The sequence below is a fragment of the Planomonospora sp. ID67723 genome, from assembly GCF_015711605.1.
In the GTDB taxonomy this organism is placed as follows: domain Bacteria; phylum Actinomycetota; class Actinomycetes; order Streptosporangiales; family Streptosporangiaceae; genus Planomonospora_A.
On the sequence record NZ_JABTEZ010000001.1, the window covers coordinates 389250 to 397500 of the forward strand.

General features: G+C 67.7%; 5 protein-coding genes and 2 rRNA genes (1 of these 7 running past the window's edge). 4 read left to right on the top strand and 3 right to left on the bottom strand.

Annotated elements, in window-relative coordinates:
- Positions 1-26: 26 nt before the first annotated feature.
- The 3 genes from plsX (at position 27) to HS041_RS01740 (ending at position 4482) form a co-directional block, all read left to right on the top strand.
- On the top strand, positions 27-1133 hold the full coding sequence (gene plsX / locus HS041_RS01730; RefSeq protein WP_196438763.1) for a phosphate acyltransferase PlsX: 1107 nt from the start codon (positions 27-29) through the stop codon (positions 1131-1133).
- Between the two features lie 67 nt (positions 1134-1200).
- The gene (gene argS, locus HS041_RS01735; RefSeq protein ID WP_196438764.1) at positions 1201-2934 is read left to right on the top strand and encodes an arginine--tRNA ligase; all 1734 of its coding nucleotides are present in this window, start codon (positions 1201-1203) and stop codon (positions 2932-2934) included.
- A gap of 186 nt (positions 2935-3120) precedes the next feature.
- A complete protein-coding gene (locus tag HS041_RS01740; protein WP_196438765.1) occupies positions 3121-4482 on the top strand; it encodes a hypothetical protein in 1362 nt (453 codons plus the stop codon).
- A gap of 40 nt (positions 4483-4522) precedes the next feature.
- Here the strand turns inward: HS041_RS01740 and HS041_RS01745 are convergent, their stop codons facing one another.
- Positions 4523-4918, bottom strand: coding sequence for a cell division protein SepF (locus HS041_RS01745; protein WP_196438766.1), 396 nt, complete (start codon positions 4916-4918; stop codon positions 4523-4525).
- Positions 4919-5112: 194 nt separating this feature from the next.
- Between HS041_RS01745 and HS041_RS01750 the strand changes: the two genes are divergently transcribed.
- The gene (locus HS041_RS01750; protein ID WP_196438767.1) at positions 5113-5904 is read left to right on the top strand and encodes a PhzF family phenazine biosynthesis protein; all 792 of its coding nucleotides are present in this window, start codon (positions 5113-5115) and stop codon (positions 5902-5904) included.
- A gap of 295 nt (positions 5905-6199) precedes the next feature.
- Here HS041_RS01750 and rrf read toward each other — a convergent pair.
- Together rrf and HS041_RS01760 are read right to left on the bottom strand one after the other, a co-directional pair.
- Positions 6200-6316 (bottom strand): 5S ribosomal RNA (rrf, locus tag HS041_RS01755).
- 90 nt (positions 6317-6406) lie between these two features.
- A 23S ribosomal RNA gene (locus HS041_RS01760) occupies positions 6407-8251 on the bottom strand (it continues 1289 nt past the right edge of the window).

Genomic DNA, 8251 nt, shown 5'->3' on the forward strand with positions numbered 1-8251 from the left:
CACACCATTCCGCATGAGGTGACCGATTGCCTGACACCGCCGCTCCCGGCGCCGTACCGATCGCGCTGGACGCCATGGGCGGCGATCACGCCCCGGACGAGATCGTGGCGGGAGCCGTACAGGCGGTGCGGGAACACGGGGTCCCCGTCGTGCTCGTCGGCGCGCCCCGCCCGCTGTACGAGGCGCTGGCCCGGCACGACGCGACCGCCGAGATCCCGATCGTCCGCGCCGAAGAGGTCCTGTCCATGGACGAGGGCGCCCTGGCCAGCCTGCGCCGCCCACGCTCCAGCATCGCCGTCGCCTGCCATCTCGTACGGCGCGGCGACGCCGCCGCCGTGGTCTCGGCCGGATCCACCGCCGGGGTCGTGGCCACCGGCAAGCTCCGGCTCAAAGGCCAGCCCGGAGTGCTCAGGCCCGCGATCGCGGTCGCCCTCCCGACCCGGCCGAAACCCTCGGTGCTGCTGGACGCCGGGGCGAACGCCGAGGTCAAGCCGGAGATGCTGGTCCAGTTCGCGCATCTCGGCGCGGCCTACGCGGAGACCGCCCTGGAGATCCGCAAGCCCCGCATCGGCCTGCTGACCATCGGCAGCGAGCCGGGCAAGGGCAACAAGCTCGTCAAGCGGGCGCACGAGTTGCTCTCCGCCGCTCCCGGCCTCGACTTCGCGGGCAACATCGAGGGCCACGACCTGCTCACCGGGGCCGTCGACGTCGTCGTCACCGACGGTTTCACCGGCAACGTGGCGCTCAAGACCATCGAGGGAAGCGTGCGCTACGCCTTCGCCGAACTGCGGGAGGCCATCGGCGAGAGCCGTACGGCAAGGCTCGGCGGACTGCTGCAGAAGCGGCGCATCAAGGAGCTCCACCGGCGGCTCGACCCCGAGCAGTACGGCGGCGCCGTACTGCTCGGGCTGAACGGCACCGTGGTCATCGCGCACGGCGACTCCCACGCCCGGGGCGTGAGCGCCGCCTGCGTGCTCGCCGCCAAGCTGGCCGGGCAGGGCGTGGTGGCCCGGATCGGCGAGCGCCTCGCCGCCGCCCACCGGCCGCACCGCCTCTGGCGGCCCTCGGGGAGCCCTCCCTCCCACGCGGCCCGGCCGGACGAGCGGCCGAAGGACGAGCGACCGCAGAGGTGACCGGGCGGATGCGTGGGCGGCGGGATATCGACGGGAGCCGCGGCCGCGCTACCGATACCCTTGCCTCATGACCGATCCGCAGCTCGTCCTCACCGAGCGCGTCCAGCAGGCGCTGGCCGCCGCCTTCGGTGCGGACTACTCCGACGCAGACCCGCTGATCCGTCCCTCGCAGTTCGCCGACTTCCAGGCGAACGTCGCGATGAGCCTGGGCAAGCGGCTGCGACGAGCCCCGCGGGAGGTCGCCCAGGAGATCGCCGACCGGCTCACGGAGGCCGACTTCCCCGGCACGGTGGAGGTCAGCGGCCCCGGCTTCCTCAACATCACGCTCGACGACCCCTGGATCGCCCGGGAGGCGACCGAGGTCCTGGCCGACCCGCATCTCGGCGTCACGATGGCGTCCGCGCCGCAGACCGTCGTGGTCGACTACTCCGCGCCCAACGCGGCCAAGGAGATGCACGTCGGCCACCTGCGCACGACCATCGTCGGCGACGCGCTGGTGCGCGTGCACGAATACCTCGGCAACAGGGTCATCCGGCAGAACCACCTCGGCGACTGGGGCACCCCGTTCGGCATGCTCATCGAGCACCTGCTGGACATCGGCGAGGAGGCGGCCGTCGCCCAGCTCGAAGCCGGCGAGGGCAACGAGTACTACCAGGCCGCCCGCGTGAAGTTCGACTCCGACCCGGAGTTCAACAAGCGCGCCCGCGCCCGGGTCGTGACCCTCCAGGCTGAGGAGCCGGAGACCATGCGCCTGTGGCACATCTTCATGAACGCCACGGTCCGCTACTTCAACAAGGTCTACACCCGCCTCGGCGTCACCCTCACCGACGAGGACATCGCCGGTGAGAGCATGTACAACCCGATGCTCGCCCAGGTCTGCGACGAGCTGGCCGAGCGCGGCATCGCCGTGGTCAGCGACGGAGCGCTCTGCGTCTTCCCGCCCGGCTACACCGGCCGCGAGGACCAGCCGCTCCCGTTCATGATCCGCAAGAGTGACGGCGGGTACGGCTACGCCACCACCGACATGGCCACGATCCGCTACCGGGTCCAGGACCTCAAGGCCGACCGCATCCTGTACGTGATCGGGGCGACCCAGTCCCTGCACATGTCGATGCTGTTCGACTCGGCCAGGATGGCGGGCTGGCTGCCCGACCACGTCCGCGCCGAGCACGTGCAGATCGGCAGCGTGCTGGGCAGCGACGGCAAGATGTTCAAGACCCGGAGCGGAAAGTCGATCAAGCTGCTGGAGCTGCTCGACGAGGCCGAGGTCCGTGCCGCCGCCGTGCTCGCCGACCGCGACTACGACGACGCCACGCGTGCCGAGATCGCGCACGGGGTCGGCATGGGCGCGGTCAAGTACGCCGACCTCTCCGTCAGCCACGACAGCGAGTACGTCTTCGACTTCGACCGCATGCTCGCCCTCACCGGCAACACCGGCCCCTACCTGCAGTACGCCACGGCCCGCATCCGGTCCGTCTTCCGCAAGGGCGGCATCGTCCCGGCGGAGAGCACCGGCCCGATCGTCCTGGGCCACCCGGCCGAGCGCGCTCTGGCACTGCGGCTGCTCGGCTTCGGCGCGGCCGTCGAGGAGATGGCGGAGGGCTCGGCCCCGCACCGGCTGGCCGCCTTCCTCTTCGACACCGCGAGCGCCTTCACCGCGTTCTACGAGAACTGCCCGGTGCTCAAGGCCGACGTCGAGGAGGCCACGCGCGTCTCCCGGCTCGCGCTGTGCGCGCTCACCCTGCGCGTGCTCGAGACAGGTCTGGACCTGCTCGGCGTTCCGGTTCCCGAGCGCATGTAAACCCATGCCGGATGATCGGCTCGTTTCCCCAAATCAGGTCGATCATCCGGCAAAGCCGGGTCCGGCGCGCCTCCCGACGGTGACCGCCGGACCCGACTACGCTGGCGCGGTCAACGGCCACGATGTCGAGAGAGTTCTCTGCCCTTGAGCATGGACCTGAGCGCGAATCCTCACGCCGGGACGGAGTTGCACCGACATGCCGAAGCGCTCCTGGCGAACCTCGCCGCCGGCGGTGTCCTCACCGGCACGCCACCGGAGGTCCCGGACGTGCCCGGCCACTGGCTGTCCCCCGCCCTCAACGCCCTGACCGCGCTCATCCGCGGTGAGGACGCGCTGGAGCACCTCGGCCACGCCGCCCAACGTGACGCCCAGAAGACCGCGCTCTTCCTGTGCCTCGCCCTCGCCGTCGCCGGGCAGGGCGACCGCATCCACGCCTCGTGGTTCGGCACCGCCTTCGGCGAGCTCCGGACCGACCGGCCCGTCACACACGGCCAGCGGGCGCTCTGGCTCGCCGCGGCCAGAGGCGCGTACGGCCCGGCGGGAAAGATCTTCGTGCTCCGCAAGCTCGACGCGGCCTCCCCACGGAGCCCTGCTGCGGGAGCCTCCGCGTCCGCCGGATCCCCGGACACCCCGGAGCCGGACGATCCCGGTCGCTGGCTGCGGGCGCTGACCCCGGACGAACCGTCGATCGTGGTGCCGCCGTCCCTGACCGATTTCCCCGAGCTGGCCGAGTTCCCCGAGCTGGCCCGGCCGGTCCACGCCGCCGCCCAGCTCGCCCGGCTCCGCAGCCGCTGCGTCGAGATCACCTCGGCCGGAGAGATCCGGGAGCGTGACGGCGACGGAAAGCTGGTGAACCTCTCGCGCACCCCGGCCACCGCATGGGCCGAGGAGGAGCCGCTGGCCGTGCTCCGGCGGCTGGCCGGCTTCGGAGGTCCCGAGGGGCCGATGAGCTCCCTCGACGGCCACCTCCTCGCCGACCTGCGGCCCGGGTCCGATCCCCGCCTCGCGGCGATCGCGCTGCACGTGGCCGCCCCCTCCATACGGAACGCCGCCGAGCGCCTCGCCCGGGCCACCCAGAGCGCTCCCCCCGACTCCGTCACCCTCTCGCTCCTCGGCCACCAGGTCGTGCTCCGTCCGGAGGGTCCGGACCCCGCCTCCTTCGCCGCCGCCGAAGAACGTGTCGTCGCCGAGGGGGTGCCCGCACGCGGCAGACCGTGGCCCGGCTACGCCCTGCTCGCGCTGGGGGCGATCCTCGTGGTCGTCGCCTCTCTGGCTTCGGCCTTCTTCGCCCCGGCGACGATCCCGGCCGCGGTGCTCGCCGCGGTCCTGGCCGGCGCCGGCGCCCATCTGATCCGGCAGCGGCGCCGCCAGGAGCGGGCGGACGCCGAATATGTCACCTCGCAGCTCGTGGAGCTGCGCGAACTGGCCGAAGGCGCAGTGTGGGCGCTGCACGAATACGCCCGGGAGGCCGACAAGCGCGCCCAGACCGCAGCCGCGGATCTGGCCGAGCTGACCCGCCTGCTCCGCCGGGGTCCCCGCGCCGGTTAAACCGCGCCTGCCGGACCGGCCGGTGGGCCGGCCCGGGGCGTCAGCCGGTGGTGATCTCCACTTCGGAGGGGGCGAGCAGGAAGACCTTCTCCGCGATCCGCTCGATGCGCCCGTCGCAGCCGTAGGCCAGGCCGGCCGCGAAGTCGACCATCCGCGTCGCCTCGGCGGTGCTCATCCCGTTGACGTCCATGATGACGGCCTGTCCCTCACGGAAGTGCCGGCCGATGGTGGGAGCGTCGTTGTATTTCTTCGGGGTCAGCATCACGATCCGCGAAGGCTCGTTCGCCGCCTGCCAGCGCTTGGCCGCACGTTCTGCGGCCGACTGCCAGTCCTCGGTCTCCTCGACCTCGACGTCGTCCTCGTAGTCGTAGGAGTCGTCGTAATGCTCTGCCCCGCCCAGGCCAAGGTAGGTGGCCACCTTGCGCACTGCCCCCATCGGCTCGTCCTTTCCTTCAGGACCCCGCCGTACCCGGCTTTCAGTCCCTGCAACATTGGACGCTAACCGACGACAAGAAGTTCACGGTGCGACACGCCCAGCATGTATTTCCATTTTGTGCGACCAACGTCCTTCGTTGCCTGCCCCTGTGCTCAGCCTCCAATCCTCGCGGGCGACATGGCTAGCATCGTGTCATGCAGATCTTCACGGTAGACGCCTTCACCGACAGTTCTTTCCGGGGTAACCCGGCCGCAGTGTGCCTACTGGACGCACCGATGGCGGATGCCTGGATGCAGTCGCTCGCGGCGGAGATGAGACATTCGGAGACGGCCTTCCTGCTCCCCGGAGAGGATGGCGGCCCGCGGTCGCTGCGGTGGTTCACGCCTGCGGTCGAAGTGGCCCTGTGCGGGCATGCGACGCTGGCGACGGCACACGTGCTCTATTCCACCGGAGCCGCCTCCGGGGCCCTCGAATTCTCGACGAAGAGTGGAATCCTCTCGGTGACCCGGGACGGCGCCACCGGGCTGATCACCATGGATTTCCCGGCGAAAGTCCTTGAGAGGGCAGACCCGCCCCGGGGTCTGGTCGAGGCACTCGGAGTCGAGCCCGTCTGGGTGGGCAAGAACGTGTGGGACTACCTCGTCGAGGTCGAGCACGAGGACCAGGTGCGTGCCGTCTCGCCGGATTTCGTCACCCTGGAGACCGTGGACGCGCGCGGAGTCATCGTGACCGCCCGGTCCGCCGGGGAGGGCCCGGACTACGTCTCCCGCTTCTTCGCGCCCAAGGTCGGCGTCCCTGAGGACCCCGTGACCGGTTCGGCCCACTGCGCCCTGGGGCCTTACTGGACGGCCAGGCTCGGCAGGGAAGCCCTGACCGGCTACCAGTGCTCAGAGCGCGGGGGTACGGTCCGCACCACGGTGCGCGGTGACCGGGTCGAACTGGCCGGCCATGCGGTGACCGTGCTCTCCGGCGAGCTCCACGTCTGAGAGAACCGGAGAGCGGAAGGGCCGTCCCCCGGAGACGGACCTTCAAGCGCGACACCCCTGAGAATCCCGCCTCGGCGTCCGATCGACGACACCGGCCCCGTTCCCTGAGCGACGACAGGGAACGGGGCCGTTCGTCATCAAAGGACCGCTGCCGGGAAATCCGAGGGGCAACATACCCGAGGAGGGCCGGTGACAGCCCCTGCCGGGAGACCACACCCCGCAGACCACGCCCGGAAACATCCCCGGGAAAACACGAAGGCCCCCGCCAAAAGGCGAGGGCCCTCAATGAAAGATTGTCCGGCGGCGACCTACTCTCCCACACCCTCCCGAGTGCAGTACCATCGGCGCTGAAGAGCTTAACTTCCGGGTTCGGAATGTAACCGGGTGTTTCCCCTTCGCCATAACCGCCGTAACCCTATGAAACCATCAAACCCGCACACGAACACGCGGTGTTTGCTGTTTCAGAATCGCATAGTGGACGCGAGCAAGAAAAGTCTGCTTTGTGGTCAAGTCCTCGGCCTATTAGTACCGGTCAGCTCCACACATTACTGCGCTTCCACTTCCGGCCTATCAACCCGGTCGTCTACCGGGAGCCTTACCCCCTCACAGGGTGGGAGACCTCATCTCAAGGCGAGCTTCCCGCTTAGATGCTTTCAGCGGTTATCCCTTCCGAACGTAGCCAACCAGCCGTGCTCCTGGCGGAACAACTGGCACACCAGAGGTTCGTCCGTCCCGGTCCTCTCGTACTAGGGACAGCCCCTTTCAAGTCTCCTGCGCGCGCAGCGGATAGGGACCGAACTGTCTCGCGACGTTCTAAACCCAGCTCGCGTACCGCTTTAATGGGCGAACAGCCCAACCCTTGGGACCTACTCCAGCCCCAGGATGCGACGAGCCGACATCGAGGTGCCAAACCATCCCGTCGATATGGACTCTTGGGGAAGATCAGCCTGTTATCCCCGGGGTACCTTTTAGCCGTTGAGCGACGGCGCTTCCACATGCCACCGCCGGATCACTAGTCCCAGCTTTCGCTCCTGCTCGACCCGTCGGTCTCACAGTCAAGCTCCCTTGTGCACTTACACTCGACACCTGATTGCCAACCAGGCTGAGGGAACCTTTGGGCGCCTCCGTTACTCTTTAGGAGGCAACCGCCCCAGTTAAACTACCCACCAGACACTGTCCCTGATCCGGATCACGGACCGAAGTTAGACGTTCAAAACGACCAGAGTGGTATTTCACCAATGACTCCACCCGAACTAGCGTCCGAGCTTCACCGTCTCCCACCTATCCTACACAAGACGCTCCAAACGCCAATGTCAAGCTGTAGTGAAGGTCCCGGGGTCTTTCCGTCCTGCTGCGCGTAACGAGCATCTTTACTCGTAGTGCAATTTCGCCGGGTCTGCGGTTGAGACAGCGGGGAAGTCGTTACGCCATTCGTGCAGGTCGGAACTTACCCGACAAGGAATTTCGCTACCTTAGGATGGTTATAGTTACCACCGCCGTTTACTGGCGCTTAAGTTCTCAGCGTCGCAGGATCCGAAGATCCCGCTAACCGGTCCCCTTAACGTTCCAGCACCGGGCAGGCGTCAGTCCGTATACATCGTCTTACGACTTCGCACGGACCTGTGTTTTTAGTAAACAGTCGCTTCCCCCTGGCCTCTGCGACCCCCACCAGCTCAGAACGCAAAGGTTCGTCACCAGCGAAGGCCCCCCTTCTCCCGAAGTTACGGGGGCAATTTGCCGAGTTCCTTACCCACAGTTCACCCGATCGCCTTGGTATTCTCTACCTGACCACCTGAGTCGGTTTCGGGTACGGGCCGCCATGACACTCACTAGAGGCTTTTCTCGGCAGCATAGGATCACCCACTTCGCCACAATCGGCTCGGCATCACATCTCAGGAACACGAGAGGCGGATTTGCCTACCTCTCTCCCTACATGCTTACCCCAGGACAACCACCGCCTGGGATGGGCTACCTTCCTGCGTCACCCCATCGCTTACCTACTACCAGATCAGGCCGGGCGTTCAGCCTCACCCACACCCCGAAGGGCGTCAGGGGCTTAAGGACCCTTAGTATCACTGGATTCGATATGGGCGCATCACAGCGGGTACGGGAATATCAACCCGTTGTCCATCGACTACGCCTGTCGGCCTCGCCTTAGGTCCCGACTTACCCTGGGCGGATTAGCCTGGCCCAGGAACCCTTGGTCATCCGGCGCAGAAGTTTCTCACTTCTGATTCGCTACTCATGCCTGCATTCTCACTCGCACGGCCTCCACAACTCGATCACTCGGCTGCTTCGCCGGCCGCACGACGCTCCCCTACCCATCCACACACCCAGACAGGAAACC